The following is an 18,764-nucleotide window of genomic DNA, read 5'->3' as shown; positions in this document are numbered from 1 at the left end:
GGCCTCTGATTTCTCCAGGACTATAGCGCGGACCGGACTAGCCGGCATCGCAAAAGTGGCGCTTTTGGCCGCGTGTCCCAGCTACCACGCTTGGCCCGTACGTCCCCACAGCTGATTCCAGCCCCACAACGAGAATGAAGGAGCATCCCATGCGTCGCATTATGATGACGGTCGCTGTTTGCATGGCCGGTCTGGTAGCCGAGCTGCCCTCGGCAGCGGCGGCGGACCACTATCAGGTCCGCAGCTTCGGTTCGCTGGGCGGGTCGTCCAGTTCGGGCGCCAGCATCAACCGATTTGGACTGGTCAGCGGCGTTTCCAATTTGCCAGGTGACCAGCGTGTGCATGCCGCGATCTGGCTGAACGGTTCGGCGTTCGATCTGGGCACGTTGGGTGGCGCCAATAGCGCCATCAACTGGCCGGTAAAAAACGATTATGGCGTGCTCGTCGGGTTCTCCGAAACGGCGCAAATGGACCCATTGGGCGAGAGCTGGAGTTGCTCGTTCTTCTTCCCGGTCCCCACCGGCCACAGCTGCCGCGGCTTTGTATGGCGGTGGGGTCATATGCACGCCTTGCCTACGCTTGGCGGTAACAATGGTTTCGCCGCGGGCGCCAACAATTTCGGTCTGGCCGTAGGGTGGGCGGAAAACACGGTGCACGACCCAACCTGCGATCCTGCTTCCAGCCAGGTGCTGCAGTTCAAACCCGTGGTATGGGGGCCGGGAAATGACGACATCCGCGCCTTGCCGCTGATCGGCACCGATACCTCCGGCGCGGCGACAGCCATCAACGATCGGGGGCAGGTCGTGGGTATTTCGGGCTTGTGCGATCAGGCCATAGGCCGCTATTCGGCGATCCATGCGGTGCTATGGCAGAACGGCCAGGCGATCGACCTTGGAAATCTTGGCGTGCCGGCCTGGAACACGCCCATGGCGATCAATGAGCGCGGCGTCGTCGTAGGTTTTGCGAATATCGCCAACCCTGGAGGTGCGGCGAACTTCAATCCACACGCCTTCATTTGGACGCCCGCCGGCGGCATGCGCGATCTGGGTACGCTGCCGGGCGATGCCACTAGCCAGGCCTTGGGCATCAACGACCAGGGCACCGTCGTTGGCCAATCCTGCAATGCGAAGAATGTCTGCAACGCGGTCGTGTGGCGCAACGGCCGCATCGTCAATCTCAATTGGCCCGGCGTTACGAGCGGCAACAGCGATCCGTTGGTATCTGCCAACGATATCAATGATGCCGGCGTGATAACCGGGCAGTCTTGGAATGCCGCGGCACAAGCCGGCTCCGCCTTTGTCGCCGTGCCGGATGGTCTTTGACCCGCATCGCCCTCCCCTGCAAGCAGGGGAGGGCGCCATGCAGGGTGCTGGCTACAGCAAGGGAATCAACAGCAGCGCGACGATGTTGATGATCTTGATCAGCGGGTTGACCGCCGGGCCGGCGGTGTCCTTGTACGGATCGCCCACCGTATCGCCGGTGACCGCGGCTTTGTGCGCATCCGAGCCCTTGCCGCCGTGATTGCCGTCCTCGATGTACTTTTTGGCGTTGTCCCACGCACCGCCGCCGGTGGTCATCGAGATGGCCACGAACAGGCCGGTGACGATGGTGCCGATCAGCAGGCCGCCGAGCGCTACGGGGCCGAGCGCGAAACCGACGATGATCGGCACCAGCACCGGCAGCAGCGAGGGGATCAGCATTTCCTTGATCGCCGACTTGGTCAGCAGGTCCACCGCACGCGAATAATCCGGCTTGGTGGTGCCTTCCATGATGCCGGAGATTTCGCGGAACTGGCGGCGCACTTCTTCCACCACCGCGCCGGCAGCGCGGCCCACCGCCTCCATCGCCATGGCACCGAACAGGTACGGGATCAGTCCACCGATCAGAAGGCCCACGATCACACGATGATCGGAAAGGTCGAAAGAATAGACCGTGCCCGCATGATCCAGTGACAGCCGATGCGTGTAGTCAGCAAACAGCACCAGCGCGGCCAGGCCGGCCGAGCCGATCGCATAGCCCTTGGTGACGGCCTTGGTGGTATTGCCCACAGCGTCGAGCGGATCGGTCACACCACGCACCTCCGGCGGCAGTTCGGCCATTTCGGCAATGCCGCCGGCGTTGTCGGTGATCGGGCCATAGGCGTCCAGCGCCACTACCATGCCGGTCATCGACAGCATGGCGGTGGCGGCAACGGCAATGCCGTACAAGCCTGCCAAGGCATAGGCACCCCAGATCGCCGCACACACCGCCAGCACCGGCAGCGCGGTGGATTTCATCGATACACCGAGGCCCGCGATGATGTTGGTGGCATGCCCGGTGGTCGACGACTTAGCCACGTGGCGGACCGGCGCGTACTCGGTAGCTGTGTAGTACTCCGTGATCACCACGATCACGCCCGTGAGCACCAGGCCGATCAGCGCACTTCCGTACAGGCGTGTGACGCCCAGCGTGGCGTCGGCCATCAATTTCTTGGTGATGGGCCAGAACGCAATGGCCGCCAGCACCGCGGAAATCACCACGCCCATGTACAGCGCGTTCATGATCTTCGCGCCACGTGCGCGCACGAAGAAGGTGCCGATCACCGAGGCGATGATCGATGCGCCGCCGAGCAGCAACGGATACAGCACCGCGTTCGCCCCAGCTTGTTCGCCGACCACGCCGCCCAGCAGCATGCTGGCGATCAGTGTCACTGCGTAGGTTTCGAACAGGTCGGCAGCCATGCCGGCGCAGTCGCCGACGTTGTCTCCTACGTTGTCGGCGATCACCGCAGGATTGCGCGGGTCGTCTTCCGGAATGCCCGCTTCCACCTTGCCGACCAGGTCCGCGCCCACGTCCGCACCCTTGGTGAAGATGCCGCCGCCAAGGCGCGCAAAGATCGAGATCAGCGAGGAGCCGAACGCCAGGCCGATCATGGCGTGCAGGGCGCGGCCATCGTCGTAGCCCACGTGCTTGAGCACTGCGAAATAGCCGGCCACGCCAAGCAGGGCCAGCCCTACCACCAGCATGCCGGTGATCGCGCCGCCGCGGAAAGCCACGTTCAAGGCGGATGCCAGCCCGGCACGCGCCGCTTCGGCAGTACGCACATTGGCGCGTACCGAGACGTTCATGCCGATATAGCCGGTGGCGCCGGACAATACCGCGCCGATCAGAAAGCCGATGGCCGTGCCCCAGTCCAGGGCGAACCCGATGATCACCAGCAGCACCACGCCCACAAGCGCGATCGTGCGGTACTGGCGGTTGAGGTAGGCGCGCGCGCCTTCCTGGATAGCCGAGGCGATTTCCTGCATGCGTGCGTTGCCTGGCGATTTCGCCAGCACCCAGCGCACGGATAGAGCCCCGTACAAAATCGCCACGACCGCGCAAGCCAACGCGATCCACAAGCCATACTGCTGCAGCATCGGTGCCTCCCTCGTTTGTGTCGACCGTCCAAGATGGAGCGGTTCAGGTCGAGTATAGGCAGAGCTTGCGTGATGACTTGTTGTGCAATGCCGCAGCGAGTGGGGTTCTCCATTGCATGAGGCAATGCGATGGCGGCGTAGGCTGGGATGGCAATCCCAGCTCTCTGTCGGGTTCCTGAGGCTGGGATTGTCATCCCGGCCTACGCAGGCTAGCGGACGAACGCCAGCAGCTTCTTTGTCACCGCCACATTCTTCAGCTGCACATACTTGGGCAAACCTTCCCGCCCATACGGCGGCGGCGCTTCGCCCCGGATCAGCGGCGATAGATAGCGTCGTGCGGCAGCCGTGATGCCGAAGCCGTCACGGCTGATGAATTTGTCCGGCATCTTCTTTTCATGGTTGGCGATCTTGTCCAGCGGCGCTGCTTCCAGCTTCCAGCGATACGGTGCGTCGGAAGTACGCACGATCACCGGCATCACGGCGTTCATGCCGGCCAGCGCGTAATCCACCGCGGCCTTGCCCACGGCATAGGCCTGGTCGGCGTCGGTCTTCGAGGCCAGGTGCCGCGCGGAACGCTGCAGGTAATCGGGCAAGGCCCAGTGATATTTGTAGCCGAGCTTCTCCTTCACCAATGCGGCCAGCACCGGTGCCGCGCCGCCCAGTTGCGCGTGGCCGAACGCATCGGTAGAGCCGGCGGCGAGGAATTGTCCATCGGCGCTGCGTATGCCTTCGGAGGCCACCACTGTGCACCAGCCCACGCGCTCCACCGTGGCCTTTACCTTGGCCAGAAAGGCTGCCTCGTCGAATACGCGTTCGGGGAACAGGATGATGTGCGGAGCCGCGTCGGGTCCTTCGCCTGCAAGGCCGGCGGCGGCGGCGATCCAGCCGGCGTGCCGGCCCATCACCTCCACGATGAATACTTTGGTTGACGTGTCGGCCATGGAGGCGACGTCCAGGCTTGCTTCCAGCGTGGAAACGGCGGTGTATTTCGCCACCGAGCCGAAACCCGGACAGCAATCGGTGACCATCAGATCGTTGTCCACCGTCTTGGGCACGCCGATGCAGCGGATGTCATAGTCCATGGCCTGGCCGAGCTGCGAGATTTTCAACGCCGTGTCGGCCGAATCATTGCCGCCGTTGTAGAGAAACCAGCGGATTTCGTGCGCACGGAAAATCTCGATCAGGCGCTCGTACTCGGCACGGTTGGCATCCAGCGACTTCAGTTTGTAGCGGCAAGACCCGAACGCACCGCCCGGCGTGTGCCGGAGCGCGGCAATGGCGGCTGCCGTTTCCTTGGTAGTGTCGATCAGTTCTTCGCGGAGCGCGCCGAGGATACCGTTGTGCGCCGCATACACCGGAACGCGATGGGCGCGTGCCGTCTGGATGACGCCGGCGGCAGTTGCGTTGATCACGGCGGTGACGCCGCCGGATTGGGCGTACAGCAGGCGGCCGGTGGCGGAACGGGTTTTGGACTTCATAGGGCGCTCTCCGAGGGCATATGACATTTCGACGTCAATCGCGGATCGCATATATATCAGCGACTTGGCGTGAATTCGGGGCGTTCGCGGTTTGACGCCACCCCCCGCAGACGTTACCTTGATCGGCATTCATCTGAGGAATCCTGGGGAAACTGGCGCAGTGTGCGACAGGACACGGGATCTTGTGGAGACATATGCGACTTGTCCTTCTTGGCGCGCCCGGCTCGGGCAAGGGTACCCAGGCAGCACGGCTCAAGGCCGAGCTTGGCGTGCCGCACATCTCGACCGGTGACATGCTGCGCGCGGCGGTGAAAGCGGGGACCCCGCTTGGCATGAAGGCCAAGGCCGTGATGGATGCCGGCCAGCTGGTTTCCGACGACATCCTGCTCGGCATGCTGGAGGAGCGGCTGGCGGAGCCGGACACCCAGCCGGGCTTCATCCTCGACGGCTATCCGCGCAACCTCGCGCAGGCCGACGCGCTCGACCACCTGCTGACCAAGATCGGCCAGCCGCTCGATGCCGTGGTGAAGCTGGAAGTGCCCAACGAAGCGATCATCAGGCGTTGCGAAATCCGCTTTGCCGCGGAACACCGCAAGGACGACGACCCGGTGGTGGTGCGCGACCGCCTGAAAGTCTATGCCGAGCAGACCGCGCCGGTGGCCGATTTCTACGCGCGCCGCGGCAAACTGCAAGTAGTGGACGGCGTGGGCGAGCTGGATGAGGTCACGGCCCGAGTAAAGCGCGCGCTGGCGAACGAGGCGGCGGCGGCGAACGGTTGAGTCGCTGACCCTTCCCTCCGTTGGAGGGAGCCGGGCCAGAACAGCACACGGGCTATTCATGCGTCTGCACATCCTTGGTATCTGCGGCACCTTCATGGGCGGCGTCGCCGCCCTGGCGCGCGAACTCGGCGAAACGGTGGAAGGTTCCGACGCCAACGTCTATCCGCCGATGAGCACCCAGCTAGAAGCGCTTGGCATCGAGCTGATGCAGGGCTACCACGCCGAACATCTGCAGCCGGCGCCGGACCTCGTCGTGGTCGGCAACGCCATGGTGCGCGGCAATCCGGCAGTGGAATACATGCTCGACCAACGGTTGCGCTACGTGTCCGGTCCGCAGTGGCTGGGCGAGCGTTTGCTGGTCGAGCGCGAAGTGTTGGCAGTGGCCGGCACGCATGGCAAGACCACCACCACCAGCCTGCTCGCACATCTGCTCGATAGTGCGGGGCTCGCGCCCGGTTTCCTGATCGGCGGAGTGCCCGGCAACTTCGGCATTTCCGCTCGCCTGGGGCAGGGCAAGCCCTTCGTTATCGAGGCGGACGAATACGACAGCGCATTCTTCGACAAGCGCTCCAAGTTCGTGCACTACCGTCCGCGCATTGCCATCCTCAACAACCTCGAATACGACCACGCGGACATCTTTCCGGACGTCGCTTCGATCCAGCGCCAGTTCCATCACCTCGTACGCACGGTGCCCGGCAACGGCAGATTGATCGTCAATGCGCACGACAAGTACCTGGCCGAAGTGCTGGCGATGGGCTGCTGGACGCCGGTGGAAACCTTCGGTATCGGCAAGGGCGATTGGCAGGCGACGCTGGTCGTGGCCGATGGCTCCCGCTTTTTGGTGCAATACAAGGGCGAGCACATCGGTGAAGTGCGCTGGCCGTTGCTGGGCGAGCATAGCGTTATGAATGCGCTGGCGGCGCTTGCAGCTGCCGCGGCTGCCGGTGCCGAGCCACGGGCCTTGCTGCCGGCGTTCGGTACTTTCCAGAGCGTAAAGCGGCGCATGGAAGTGGTCGGCGAAGTCGATGGCGTGCACGTCTACGACGATTTCGCCCATCACCCCACGGCCATCGCCACCACCCTTGCCGGCCTGCGCGCGAAAGTGGGCAAGGCGCGCATCCTGGTGGCGCTGGAGCCGCGTTCGAATTCCATGCGGCTGGGCGCGCATGCCGAGGCCCTGGCCCCCTCGCTGGCCGATGCCGATGCCGTGGTGTTCCTGCATCGCCCGGAACTGCCGTGGGATGCAAGGCGCGTCACCGACGCCCTGCATGGCCGTGCCAGCACGGCACCCAGCGTCAATGACTTGCTTGCTGCGCTGAAATCACAAACGCGTGCAGGCGACCACGTGGTCTTCATGTCCAATGGCGGTTTTGAAAACGCACCCCGCCGCTTCGTCGAGGCGCTGCATTCGTAGGCTGGGATGACCATCCCAGCATCGGGAAGCGGCAAGAAAGCTGGGATTGGCATCCCAGCCTACCTTGCCCCTCTTTGCGTAGACATAACCGCACGCCGATGTCCCCCGGGTTGATCAAGATTTCCCCAGCACGAAATTCAAATTAGTTCTATTTCCTTTTTCCAAGCATTGAAGCAGGGTGCTGCGAAGCAGTAATGGTCGTTTGTGATCATCACTGCCGGCCGCACGGTGTTCCTGTGTGCGGTTTGAACTTCATCTCGATCGAAATGCATGTTTCCAGCCAATAGGGAGATAGTCATGAAGGCGTCGTGGATAAAAATTCCGCTACTAGTGTCCGTTTTGGTCGCATGGAGCTCTAATTTTTCCGCTTATGCGCGAAGCAATGCCAATGCTTCGATTGCGCAAGAAAAATTGTGTGCGGCAAATAAGGTCACGCAAACAAATGAAATTGCAGCAAGGCTGGCGCCTATTAAATCCATCAAGGACTTGAATGCGTATATCGCGCGGACTCCCGCTGCAGATTCGCCGCTTGACTACCTAAGTCCCGAGGCAAAAAACCGTTTTATATCCAGTCTTCAATTCAATGGGAAAGGGATAACATCGTTCAGCTATGCCGATCTCGAAGCGGAGTTGACGCCATCGCAGATATACAAACTGTTGAGCCTCTTTGGAATGCAACGGACAGTGCCCTTCATGAAAGGCGCGCGGGTGGTCGATGATACCGACAAGATGATCATGGCGGTGCCAATGGGCGATCCATGCGGTGGCGGTCGCGGGACCGGCCAGTCATCGAAAAGAAGCTGAGCTAAGGGCTGCTTTGCGCAAGGCGGGTTTGGATCCAGCAAAACAGGTGGGGTGCCAGCACGTGTCAGCGGCGGAATCAGCCAATCGGCGCATCGAAGCGTGGAGCACGTGATACGTATTCCCGTTGCGCCGCAAACCACACACCCAAGCCAAAACCCAGTGCAAGCAATGCGAGCAGTCCGCCACCCAGCGCATAGCCCAACGTACCCACCAGCCAATAGCCGCCCCAATACACGGCCATGGTGCCAAACACCACGACCAGATTGACGATGGTGCGGCCGGTCGTGCCCTCCGGGCCGATCAGGTGCAAGGCGAGTGCGGCCAGGCTGGCCGCCAGCGAAACGATCGCCGCCACGAACAGCATGTGCCATGGATCCGGAGCATGTACCAGCCAGGCGCCGAGCATGGTGTACACCAGCGCGGTGAGCAAGCTGATCGGCGCCAGGACGAGCAGTGCTTCCGAAATGGTTCGCTGGTATTCGGCGCGCGTTTCCGGCGCCAGCGTGAGATACAGGTCGGCCATGTTCGGCCGCATGCGCACCATGCCGACGTTCAATTGCGGGTAGCGCGAAATGCTGAGCATGATGGCGTAAGCGCCCACAACCACCGGATTGAAATGTTGGCGGTGCATGATCGCGATGAAATAGAAGCAGACAAGCATCGAGACCAGGACGATGCGCAATCCGATTGCTTCCGGGTTATCGTTCGGCAGCAGCAATCGCCTTACCAGGAGCATGCGTCGCTGAAAGCCGGGGCTGCGCTGGTAGGCAGCCAGTGCGCGCCGCATCGCCCGCTCCGCAAGCTGCTCATACAGCGCGTTGATGCGTTTGCCGAACGCACCCATGCGCCGCGGCTCGCCGGGTGCGCCGCGTGTTTGCATGCGACTCAGGCTGGTGCTTTCCAGGGGCGATGCGTCTGCTTGCCGGTCTTCGATCCGCAACAGCGGCGCAATGCTGAATCTCAACAGCAAAGCCACGATCGCCAGCAGCAACCACGGCGTGAGCGGTGAACGCAGGGCCTCCTTGAAAAAATCGGCCACGAACGACGGCATCCAGCCCAATACGACGAACACGGGCCAGATGAACGCGCCGCTGCGCGGGTTGCTGCCCATCATCACGCCGGTCGCGGCGATCAGCAGCAAGCCGCAGGCAAGCAGTGGAAGATGCGGCACTCCTCCCATGGCGGCCACGACCAACGGCAACAGCACCCACATCACGAGATCGATCACGCAATATTCCAGCAAGCGGCGGCGAAAATTCGGCAGCAGAAAGCTCTCCGCCGCGCATACGCCGCGCAGGTTGTAACCCTGGCCGGTATGCCACATCCACGTCGCCACACCGAACAAGGAGGCCGCAAGGACACCGAATTCGTCATCGCCGAGCAGCCATTGAACGGCGCAATACAGCGCCGCCGCACGTAGCAGATTGGCCAGCACCGCCAGTACAGGCATGCGCCGGAACAATTGCAGCCAGAGCTGCCACGCGACGTTCATGCCAGCTCCACGAACAGGTCTTCGAGTGTGGGCGTCTCGACGTGCATGGTGGCGTTCTCGTGCGTGGCGAGCGCGTGCAGGCTGTCCATGCAGGGATCTTCGACCAGCACAATCGCGTGATCGCCTTGCACATGCGACTTCAGGCTGCCTGCCACCATGGGCGCCTGCGTCCAGCCTTCCGGGCGTGCCAGCACTACGCGCTTGAAACGTTCGCGCAATTCGGCCAGCGGCCGGGTGAACTGGATGCGGCCGTCGCGCAGCAGCGCGATGTCCGCATCGGCGCGTTCGAGGTCGGCGGTGATGTGGGTGGAGAAGATCACCGTCTTGCCCGGCGCGCGCATCAGAGTAAGCAGTTCATTCATGAAGGCGCGGCGGGCTTGCGGATCGAGGCTCGCCACCGGCTCATCCAGCACCAGCAGATCCGGGTCGGGTGCGATCGCGCGCACGATCGCCAGCTTCTGGCGCTGGCCTTGCGAGAGTTCGCCGATTTTCTGCCTGACGTCCAGCTCCCAATTCGCCAGCAGGCGTTCCACCCTTTCGCGATTCCAGCGTGCGTAGAAGGCCGCGGTGAAGTCCAGATAGGCACGCACCTTCATCCATGGAAACAGGTCGAAGGTCTGGGGTACGAAGCCGATGCGGTGCATGCGCTCACCGCCCGGTTCCAGCATCGGCTCGCCGAACAGTTCGACCCCGCCGCCATCGATCGGAGACAGCCCCAGCAGGCAGCGCAACAGGGTGGTTTTGCCTGCGCCATTGCGGCCGAGCAGCCCGATCACGCGTCCGCTGGGCACGCTCCAGTCCAGCGACTTGAGCACCTGGCGCTGCTTGAAGGATTTCTCCAGGCCACGGACCTGCAGGACCGCCGGCATGGCGTGTGCGGCCGGCATGGGGGAAGGTACGGTAGTGGCGAGCGGGTTGGCGGACATCCTTGCACGGTTCCCTCAGGTTCGACCAAAGCACTGTGCCTTGCGCGATAGGGCGCGTCCAGTGGTTAAGATGGGCGCCATGGCTGCCCAGATTTCCAGCTTGGACGTCCCCCTGTTTCCACTCGGTACGGTGCTGTATCCGGGCGGGCAATTGCAGTTGCGCATCTTCGAGCCGCGTTACCTGGATCTGGTGCGTGAATGCACCACTAACGGAACGGAGTTCGGTGTCTGCCTGATCCTGGAAGGCGCCGAGGTTGGTGCACCAGCCCAGCCCGCCGCCATCGGCACGCTGGCGCGTATCGTCGATTTCAGCCACCGCGCGGACGGACTGCTCGGCATCTCCGCCGAAGGCGGCAACCGCTTTCGCGTATTGCGAACACGGGCGCGTCCGGATGGCCTGGTGCGCGGCGACGTCCAATTGTGGCCAGATGAGATGCCGCAACCGGTACCGGTGGAATTTGCCCTGTTGCAGATCATCCTTGAGCGTTTGATCGAAACCATGGGGCCGCATTGGCGACATGCGCCACGTACGGCTTACGAAGAAGCCGGCTGGCTCGGCTTTCGTCTGGCGGAGTTGTTGCCGCTGGCGCGCGAAGAGCAGCAGCAAATGTTGGAAATGACGGATTCATTGCAGCGCTTGGCTGCGTTGCGCGATATTCTGCCGCGTTTCCAGAAAGCCTGAGGACTTCATGGATGCTCCGATCAATTCTGCGCAGGCATCACCGGCCCTGTCTGTCCGCATACCTTCGGTCCGTCGTCTCGACAGACGGCCAGTCTGCCTTCGCCGACGCCCCTGTGGCCTGCGAACAGACAAAACCGGCGCCACCTACGCAGAATTGATCGGAGCATCCATATGACCAACCTGGCCGGGAAAACCCTGTTCATCACCGGCGCCTCGCGCGGCATCGGCCTTGCCATTGCGCTGCGCGCTGCGCGTGACGGCGCCAACATCGTGATTGCCGCCAAGAGCGGCGTGCCCAATCCCAAGCTGCCCGGCACCATTCATACCGCGGCCGCTGAAGTGGAAGCCGCCGGCGGCAGGGCGCTGGCGTTGAAAGTCGACATTCGCGAGGAAGACGAGGTGCATGCGGCGGTCGAGCAAGCGGTGGAGCGCTTTGGCGGCATCGATATCGTGGTCAACAATGCCAGCGCGATCTGGCTTGCCGGTACCGAAGGCACGCCGATGAAGCGCTTTGACCTCATGCATCAGGTGAACACGCGCGGCACTTTCATGGTGACCCAGGCATGTCTGCCGCACTTGAAGAAAGCGAGCAATCCGCACGTGCTGATGCTCTCGCCGCCGCCGAATCTCGATCCCAAATGGTTTGCGCCGCATACCGCCTACACCATCGCCAAGTACGGGATGAGCCTTTGCGTTCTCGGTATGAGCGCCGAACTGGCGCCTCTGGGCATCGCGGTGAATGCCTTGTGGCCGCGCACGGTCATTGCGACGGCAGCTATCGCCATGATCGACGGCGTGAAACCGGAACAATGCCGCCGCCCCGAGATCGTCGCCGATGCCGCCCATGTGCTGCTGACCCAGCCGGCCCGTCAATGCACGGGACGCTTCGCGATCGACGAGGAGGTGCTGCGCGAAGCGGGGATACGCGATTTCGACACTTACGCCTATAAACTGCACACGCCGCTCCTACCCGATTTGTTCCTGAACTGACACGTTCAAAAAGCAGGCTGTCATCAGGCGGCCGCTGTCTGGTGCTTAGATACGCACCTTAATGCCATTTCGGCTGAGGAATGGCACGGATTTTGTTTGCGTAATTAGCGATCCACCGAGAAATTCAGGTGTATATTCCGTGAACGACGCCGGGTTGTATCGGCGGATGCTGGCCACGGGCGCGGGGGCGAGAGCCTGTCAAGGGATGTGACAGGCACCGCGGTCAGCGGTTTTGGAGGGAGGCGTTGCGATGAATAACGATACGTCGATCCGCTGTCTGGTGTGGTTCGGGGAGCCGACAAGTATTGAAAGAGCGCGATTGGCACAGGCTGGTTGGCATACGCGTGTAGGAGACGTGAGCGCGCAAGGAGGCGGCGTTGGTATCCGGCGAGGGGATACTGTGGTAGCGATGGCGGACGTGCGCCAGGCCGGCATCGAGACCTTGCGCAGCATGGCCAAGCTGATGGCCGATCACCCACGCATACCGTGGCTTGCACTGTTATCGAACGACACGTCCGTGCAGGCGCCGGAGGTGGAGCGCGTGCTTCGCGCCAGCATCGATTTCTTCACCGCGCCGGTGGACATGCACCGCTTGGTCGAGACCCTCGGCAAGCTGGCGGGCGATGCTCCGCCACAGGTTTCGGCGTATGCCGATGTGCCGGGCATTACCGGCAACAGCCCGGCGATGATGGCGGTGGTGGCGAGCCTGCGTAAATACGCACCGGTGGATCTGCCGGTGCTGGTTACCGGTGAAACGGGTACGGGCAAGGAAGTGGCTGCGCGTGCGCTGCACAAATTGTCGCCTCGCCGTGATCGCCCGTTCGCCGCCATCAACTGCGGCGCATTGCCGGCCAATCTGGTGCAGTCGGAACTGTTTGGCCACGAGCGTGGCGCTTTTACCGGCGCCAACGCGCGCCGTGTCGGGCATTTTGAAGCAGCCGCCGGCGGCACGGTATTCCTGGACGAAGTGGGCGATCTGCCGCCGGATGCGCAAATCAGCCTGCTGCGCCTGTTGCAGGAAGGTACCCTGGAGCGCGTTGGTTCCACCCAATCGATCAAGCTCGACGTGCGTGTGCTCGCTGCGACACACGTGGATCTCGAAAAGGCGGTGGCGCAGGGCCGTTTCCGCGAAGACCTGTATTACCGCCTCAATGTGCTGCGCCTGCGCATGCCTGCACTGCGCGAACGCGCCGATGACGTGCTGCCACTGGCGCAGATCTTTCTCGACAACTTCCGCAAGCAGCACGATTGCCACGCCCGTACGTTCAGCGCGCTGGCGCGCAAGGCGTTACGCGACTTCTCGTGGCCGGGCAACGTGCGTGAACTGCTCAATCGTGTGCAGCGTGCGGCAGTGGTGGCGGAGGGCGCCCAGATCAGCGTGGCCGATCTTGATCTGGAAGACGTCGTCGCGCCGAAAGCTGGGCATTCCAGCCTGGGATTGATGCGCACTTCGGCAGAGCGCGATGCAGTGTTGGCATGCCTGCGCGAATCGCGATTCAACATCAGCGAATGCGCGCGACGTTTGAAAGTGTCGCGAGTGACGATCTACCGGTTGTGCAAGAAACATCAGCTGGTGCTTGAAGATACCCACTGAGCAGGCTGGGTTGTGAAACTCGGCATCGCCATGCATGAAACGCTCGCGATGCTGGGATTGGCATCCCGGCCTGCAACGGCCGAACGTCGGAACATGGATGGCTCCTTGACCGACAAGATGAGTCGGTGCGTCCGGCGGCATGCTCATGCCGCATCGGCTATGCAAGCCCCTTAAGGTCTTGGGAAGGGAAGGCCCCCGGCCCGCAGGGGACGAGCCGGGGGCTTCCACATGGTGCCCGGCGGCATGTCGCCGGGTTACCGCCCTCATTGCCGTCTTGCGACGGCGCACTCTTTTCGCCCCGCCATGACGAGTCGGAGACATCGATGGCGAAGCGGTAGCTCTGCATGTTGTCGGTGCCAGCCGCTCACCCTTAGCGCCGAGCCGGGTGCGGTGACCGGACGATTGGCGGGACACGTCGCCACGTTGCGGGTCACCACGATTTCACCAGGCGTGGCGCCCTGCCAAAGGCGAGCGACATCGACGAAGCCCGGACCGTGGAGCATGCCAAGCAACCCTGTACGCACCAGCGTCGCCGGGGTCTGGATGTGATGATGCACAAGCTGACGTGTGTCCATGGGCTGGTCCCCTTCCTCTGTCACTAGGTAGATGGCAAGTCCTATGCCAGCTGCAGAAAACCCTTGAAAATGAAGGTTTAGCGTGTGAATGGGCAGGATCGGACAAAGCTTGGAACATGCACGCCTGTTACAGTCGGCGTGCAAGCTGGATCGCGACGAATGGCGCCGCGTGGCGATTTGAAGATGGTGTAACGGCTCTGATACAGCTCGCGTTGCGGTAGACAACGCGAGCGTATGTTGGCGGCAAATGCTTGCTGCTAGGATGCCGTTTCCCCCGTTTTCTTGCCTTTCCATCCTCCTGGCGCGGCTACGGCCGAGCTAGGGGTCATGCATGTACTTAAAACATTAAGGAGTCTTCGGTGTCGTCCCTCGTCGATCTTGGCAAGCGCTATTGGTTACCCGTTTACAAGCCGCGCGAGCTGGTGCTCGATCGAGGCAAGGGGGCTCGTGTGTGGGATACCGAGCAGCGCGACTATGTCGATTTCGGCGCGGGTATCGCGGTGAATGCCTTGGGGCATCAGGACCCGGACCTGGTTGCCGCGCTGATGACTCAGGCGCAGAAGCTCTGGCACAGCAGCAACGTGTTCTACACCGAGCCGCCGCTGCATCTGGCGCAGGAATTGGTCGAAGCATCCGGTTTCGCCGAGCGCGTGTTTCTGTGCAACTCCGGGGCCGAGGCGAATGAAGCGGCCATCAAGCTGGTGCGCAAATGGGCGGCAGCACAGGGCAGGGGACCGGAGCAGCGGGTGATCATCACGTTCCGCGGCTCTTTCCACGGCCGTACGCTGGCGACGGTTACCGCCACCGCACAGCCGAAGTACCAGGAAGGCTACGAGCCGCTACCCGCCGGTTTCCGCTATCTGGACTTCAATGATGCCGCCGCGCTGGAAGCGGCCTTTGCCGCGGGCGACGTTGCTGCCGTCATGCTGGAGCCGGTGCAGGGCGAAGGCGGTGTACTGCCGGCGGCACCCGGGTTTCTCAAGCGTCTGCGAGAGCTATGCGATGCGCACGGCGCGTTGTTGGTGCTGGATGAAATCCAATGCGGCATGGGCCGCACCGGAACGCTGTTCGCACACGTGCAGGACGGCGTGACGCCGGACATCGTGACGCTCGCCAAGGCCCTGGGCTGCGGTTTCCCGATCGGCGCGATGCTTGCCGGGCCGAAGGTCTCGCAGGTAATGCAGTACGGAGCGCACGGCACGACTTTCGGCGGCAATCCCATGGCCGCCGCTGTCGCGCGCGTCGCATTGCGCAAGCTGTCTGCGCCGGAATTGCTGGCGAACGTGCAGCGACAGTCCGCCAGGCTGCAGGAAGCGTTGAGGTCGATCGGTGCCGAGCTCGGCGTATTTTCCGAAGTGCGCGGGCGCGGGTTGATGCTGGGAGCGGTGCTGGCGCAAGCCTATCGCGGCAAGGCGGGCGACGTACTCGATGTGGCGGCGGCGCATGGATTGCTAATGTTGCAGGCAGGTCCGGACGTACTGCGCTTCGTGCCACCGCTGAACATCAGCGATGAAGACTTGTCCGACGGCCTGTCGCGTTTGCGCAACGCCTTGCATGTGTTCGTAGCGCAATCCGTGGCCCATCAGTAGTCTCAGGGACTATCACCATGAAATACCTGCATAGCATGGTTCGAGTACGCGATCTGGATGCCTCGCTGCGTTTCTACTGCGAGGGCCTGGGGCTGAAGGAAGTGCGCCGCATGGACGTGCCGCAAGGCAGGTACACGCTGGTGTATCTGGGCGCGCCGGAAAATCCCGAAGCGGAAGTCGAACTGACCTACAACTGGGGTTCGCAAGAGGACTACGGCTCGGCGCGCAACTTCGGGCACCTCGCGTTCCAGGTCGAGGACATCTATGCGACCTGCGAGCATCTGCAGTCGATGGGCTACACCATCAGCCGCCCGCCGCGTGATGGCCACATGGCATTCGTGCGTTCACCGGATCTGGTCTCGATCGAACTGCTGCAAGACGGCCATCTGCCGCCGCGTGAACCTTGGGCATCGATGCCGAATGTCGGCCATTGGTAAACGCGTAGGCTGGGGCAATCGTAGGCTGGGTTGTGAAACCCAGCATTGCTATGTGGCGACTCGCGCGATGCTGGGATTGGCATCCCAGCGTACGCGCTAGGCTGGGGCGAGCCGATCGACCAAGGGCGGGCGTATCAGCCAGCCCGTGCCATCCGCATGGCGATGCGCGCCATATCCAGCGTGGCCGCGATGTCGTCTTCGCTATGCGCGGAAGAAAGAAAGCCGGCCTCGAAGGCACTGGGCGCAAGGAACACGCCGTGTTCAAGCATACCCTGGAAGAAGCGATTGAACATTGTCGTGTCGGCTGCGGTGGCCTGCGCGTAGCTGCTTACTTTCTCGTGCGTGAAGAACAGTCCGAACATGCCGCCCACGCGGTTGGTGCTGAATGGAACACCTTCGCTATCGGCCACTGCTTGCATGCCGTCGGTCAGTAAGCGTGTGCGCGCGGCCAGCGTGTCGTAGAAGCCTGGCTCCTGCACCAGTTCCAGCATGGCCAGGCCGGCTGCCATCGCAACGGGGTTGCCGCTCAAGGTGCCAGCCTGGTAGATCGGGCCGGCTGGCGCAATTTGTTCCATCAGCTCGCGACGCCCGCCGTAGGCGCCGACCGGCATGCCGCCGCCGATGACCTTGCCGAAGGTGGTGAGGTCGGGTTCGATGCTGTAAAGCGCTTGTGCACCGCCTAGTGCCACGCGGAACCCGGTCATCACTTCGTCGAAAATCAGCAATGCGCCGTGGCGCGTGCAAAGCTCGCGCAATGCTTGCAGATAACCGTCCTGGGGCGGAATGCAGTTCATGTTGCCGGCGACCGGCTCGATGATCAGGCCGGCTATTTCACGGCCATGCTCAGCAAACAGCGCATTGGCAGCCGGCAGGTCGTTGTAGGGCAGGGTCAGCGTGAGATCGGCATTGGCCGCGGGCACGCCCGGCGACGTGGGCACGCCGAAAGTCAGTGCGCCCGAGCCCGCCTTCACCAGAAAGCTGTCGCCATGGCCGTGATAGCAGCCTTCGAACTTCACGATCTTGCTGCGGCCGGTGGCTCCGCGCGCCAGGCGGATGGCTGACATGGTCGCTTCCGTGCCGGAGTTGACCATGCGCACCATCTCCACCGACGGCACCAGGCGCGTAATGGTTTGCGCCATTACGACCTCGGCCGGGCAGGGGGTTCCGAACGAGAGGCCGTCCCGCACCGCGCGCTCGACCGCCTCGCGCACCTTCGGATGGTTGTGACCCACGATCATCGGGCCCCAGGAGCCGACATAGTCGATATAGCGCCTGCCCTCCACGTCCCAAAGATAGGGGCCGTCCGCGCGCGCGGTGAAAAAAGGCTCTCCACCGACGGACTTGAAGGCGCGCACCGGGGAATTCACTCCGCCGGGCAGCAGCTTCAGGGCACGCTGGAACAATTCGTGGTTGGTCATGGCAAGGACTCGATTCAGGTGGGGGCTTCCGCGATACCGGGGTCGCGGCCGAAGTGCACCATTTTCCGGGCGATGTCCGCGGACCGCCAGCCTGGGGATGTTCCGACTCATTTCACGCACAAGGCTTGCAGGGAATGCCGCCGTGTCCGGAACCCGCGTTGCAGAGGCCGGTTCGACCGCTTTCGCATAACCGGAGGAGTTGCGAGAATGCGCTATTCACTCAGATCCTGCGAGTCTCCATGAACCAAATCTCTCCCGAAATCACCCTGCGCAAATGGATGTGCGTGGTTTGCGGCTTCATCTATGACGAGGCCGAGGGGCTGCCGGATGAGGGCATCGACCCCGGTACGCGCTGGGAAGACGTGCCCGATACTTGGACGTGCCCGGACTGCGGCGCGACCAAGAGCGACTTCGAAATGGTCGAGATCGACTGATTCCGCCGCGCGCTGCCCGCAAATCGCCCGATTTCGCCAGCGCCCTGGCTTTTCCCTCTGCTGCAATGTCCTCGTGCAAAACCCCACCCGAGGCACGGCCATGCAGCAATTCATTCCCTTCGAAGACGATTGGGATGCGCTGGAAAAGATGCATCCCGAAACATTGATCCCCTACCGCGTCGGCTTGGTGCCCATGCATGGAGCCGGCCCGGCGCAAGGGGATGTGACCGGCGAGATGCATGCCTGTTTGCCGGATGCAGCGAAGTAGCTGCCGCTGACGGTTCCCGTTGCATGGACAGCTTGGCCGGCCGGAGCCTTAGGGAGCTCGGCCTTGCCGTTCCGCTGGCGACATTCGCCCGGCTTTGCTTGCGTCTCGTCTGCCGCGCGCAAATTTTCTCACCGATCGTGCTCAGGCCCCTTCACAGGACTGTAAAGGGGCGCTATGATTTCACCCCCTTCGACGACACAGCCCGTCGCGAAGGTTCCCCTCAAAACTCCGAAAACATTTTTGAATTTGGGTGTTGACGGAAGCTTGAAGAGATGTAGAATGGGCGGCTCACCCGGGACGAAATGCTTCGGGGCGAACTTCAAAAGAAGCTCGCAAGTGATTGAGATCTTTGACAGTGTGCGCAGGTGACTTGTGTGGGCGTCTTGCGGCAGATGGATGATTGTCCATTAATTGCAAGCGTCTAACCTAAGAGTCAATTCAAAAGCTTGACGTTTTAAGGTTAGGACCAACGCTTCGGAAAGATAG

16 protein-coding genes are annotated in these 18,764 nt (G+C 62.5%); 11 read left to right on the top strand and 5 right to left on the bottom strand.

The annotated features are described in order from the left end of the window. Positions 1–149 precede the first annotated feature (149 nt). Positions 150–1,322, top strand: coding sequence for a hypothetical protein (locus tag EKH80_RS19525; protein ID WP_158628896.1), 1,173 nt, complete (start codon positions 150–152; stop codon positions 1,320–1,322). Between the two features lie 51 nt (positions 1,323–1,373). On the opposite strand, the gene EKH80_RS19520 is transcribed toward EKH80_RS19525, so the two are convergent. Both EKH80_RS19520 and EKH80_RS19515 read right to left on the bottom strand, forming a co-directional pair. Continuing rightward, a complete protein-coding gene (locus tag EKH80_RS19520; RefSeq protein ID WP_126686477.1) occupies positions 1,374–3,398 on the bottom strand; it encodes a sodium-translocating pyrophosphatase in 2,025 nt (674 codons plus the stop codon). 209 nt (positions 3,399–3,607) lie between these two features. Further along, positions 3,608–4,876: a 6-phosphofructokinase gene (locus EKH80_RS19515; protein ID WP_126686476.1), complete on the bottom strand. Its 1,269-nt coding sequence runs from the start codon at positions 4,874–4,876 to the stop codon at positions 3,608–3,610. A gap of 194 nt (positions 4,877–5,070) precedes the next feature. On the opposite strand from EKH80_RS19515, the gene EKH80_RS19510 reads away from it, so the two are divergent. The 3 genes from EKH80_RS19510 (at position 5,071) to EKH80_RS19500 (ending at position 7,873) form a co-directional block, all read left to right on the top strand. After that, positions 5,071–5,655, top strand: a complete 585-nt coding sequence (locus EKH80_RS19510; RefSeq protein ID WP_126686475.1) for an adenylate kinase — start codon at positions 5,071–5,073, stop codon at positions 5,653–5,655. Positions 5,656–5,713: 58 nt separating this feature from the next. Continuing rightward, positions 5,714–7,069, top strand: a complete 1,356-nt coding sequence (gene mpl, locus EKH80_RS19505) for a UDP-N-acetylmuramate:L-alanyl-gamma-D-glutamyl-meso-diaminopimelate ligase (protein WP_126686474.1) — start codon at positions 5,714–5,716, stop codon at positions 7,067–7,069. Between the two features lie 297 nt (positions 7,070–7,366). Next, on the top strand, positions 7,367–7,873 hold the full coding sequence (locus tag EKH80_RS19500; protein WP_126686473.1) for a hypothetical protein: 507 nt from the start codon (positions 7,367–7,369) through the stop codon (positions 7,871–7,873). A 76-nt stretch (positions 7,874–7,949) separates the two neighbouring features. Here the strand turns inward: EKH80_RS19500 and EKH80_RS19495 are convergent, their stop codons facing one another. Continuing rightward, on the bottom strand, positions 7,950–9,365 hold the full coding sequence (locus EKH80_RS19495) for a hypothetical protein (RefSeq protein WP_126686472.1): 1,416 nt from the start codon (positions 9,363–9,365) through the stop codon (positions 7,950–7,952). After that, complete coding sequence (locus EKH80_RS19490) at positions 9,362–10,291, bottom strand: ABC transporter ATP-binding protein (RefSeq protein WP_126686471.1); 930 nt, start codon at positions 10,289–10,291, stop codon at positions 9,362–9,364. The genes EKH80_RS19495 and EKH80_RS19490 overlap by 4 nt, the downstream gene beginning before the upstream one ends. A gap of 79 nt (positions 10,292–10,370) precedes the next feature. Here EKH80_RS19490 and EKH80_RS19485 point away from each other — a divergent pair, with 79 nt between their 5' ends. From EKH80_RS19485 to EKH80_RS19465, 5 genes are all read left to right on the top strand, one after another. Next, positions 10,371–10,973, top strand: a complete 603-nt coding sequence (locus EKH80_RS19485; protein ID WP_126686470.1) for an LON peptidase substrate-binding domain-containing protein — start codon at positions 10,371–10,373, stop codon at positions 10,971–10,973. 171 nt (positions 10,974–11,144) lie between these two features. Next, positions 11,145–11,963: an SDR family oxidoreductase gene (locus tag EKH80_RS19480; protein WP_126686469.1), complete on the top strand. Its 819-nt coding sequence runs from the start codon at positions 11,145–11,147 to the stop codon at positions 11,961–11,963. A gap of 250 nt (positions 11,964–12,213) precedes the next feature. Further along, a complete protein-coding gene (locus EKH80_RS19475) occupies positions 12,214–13,557 on the top strand; it encodes a sigma-54 dependent transcriptional regulator (RefSeq protein WP_126686468.1) in 1,344 nt (447 codons plus the stop codon). 934 nt (positions 13,558–14,491) lie between these two features. Continuing rightward, positions 14,492–15,721, top strand: coding sequence for an acetylornithine/succinylornithine family transaminase (locus EKH80_RS19470; protein ID WP_425481166.1), 1,230 nt, complete (start codon positions 14,492–14,494; stop codon positions 15,719–15,721). A 17-nt stretch (positions 15,722–15,738) separates the two neighbouring features. Further along, positions 15,739–16,158: a VOC family protein gene (locus EKH80_RS19465; protein WP_126686466.1), complete on the top strand. Its 420-nt coding sequence runs from the start codon at positions 15,739–15,741 to the stop codon at positions 16,156–16,158. Positions 16,159–16,292: 134 nt separating this feature from the next. On the opposite strand, the gene hemL is transcribed toward EKH80_RS19465, so the two are convergent. Beyond that, on the bottom strand, positions 16,293–17,576 hold the full coding sequence (gene hemL / locus EKH80_RS19460) for a glutamate-1-semialdehyde 2,1-aminomutase (protein WP_126686465.1): 1,284 nt from the start codon (positions 17,574–17,576) through the stop codon (positions 16,293–16,295). A 239-nt stretch (positions 17,577–17,815) separates the two neighbouring features. Between hemL and EKH80_RS19455 the strand changes: the two genes are divergently transcribed. After that, the gene (locus tag EKH80_RS19455) at positions 17,816–18,010 is read left to right on the top strand and encodes a rubredoxin (RefSeq protein ID WP_126686464.1); all 195 of its coding nucleotides are present in this window, start codon (positions 17,816–17,818) and stop codon (positions 18,008–18,010) included. Between the two features lie 73 nt (positions 18,011–18,083). Beyond that, positions 18,084–18,278 (top strand): hypothetical protein, encoded by a 195-nt coding sequence (locus EKH80_RS19450; protein WP_126686463.1) that lies wholly within the window; start codon positions 18,084–18,086, stop codon positions 18,276–18,278. Positions 18,279–18,764: the final 486 nt, after the last annotated feature.

The sequence above is a fragment of the Dyella choica genome (genome assembly GCF_003977665.1).
Classification (GTDB): domain Bacteria; phylum Pseudomonadota; class Gammaproteobacteria; order Xanthomonadales; family Rhodanobacteraceae; genus Dyella_B; species Dyella_B choica.
Note: the sequence above shows the minus strand (reverse complement) of the source record. Positions and strands in the feature narration are given on the sequence as shown.